The organism is Streptomyces sp. NPDC053755, from assembly GCF_040677675.1.
In the GTDB taxonomy this organism is placed as follows: Bacteria; Actinomycetota; Actinomycetes; order Streptomycetales; family Streptomycetaceae; genus Streptomyces.
Window position 1 is genome coordinate 21458 of sequence record NZ_JBFASK010000049.1, and the last position, 265, is coordinate 21722.

Consider the following 265-nt stretch of genomic DNA (forward strand, 5'->3'; position numbering starts at 1 on the left):
GCTGGAACCTGTACGTGCTCAACCGCGACCCACCTCCGCCTGCGCGGAGAGCACCCTACGGGCTGAGCGTGGACGAGGCCCTGGCCCGACCCACCTCCGCCTGCGCGGAGAGCACCGGGCGACCGAGGCTGCAGTGGCGGCGCGCACCGACCCACCTCCGCCTGCGCGGAGAGCACACTCGTTCGGCGCCTTGGATGTCGGCGTTGTTCGACCCACCTCCGCCTGCGCGGAGAGCACACTCGTTCGGCGCCTTGGATGTCGGCGC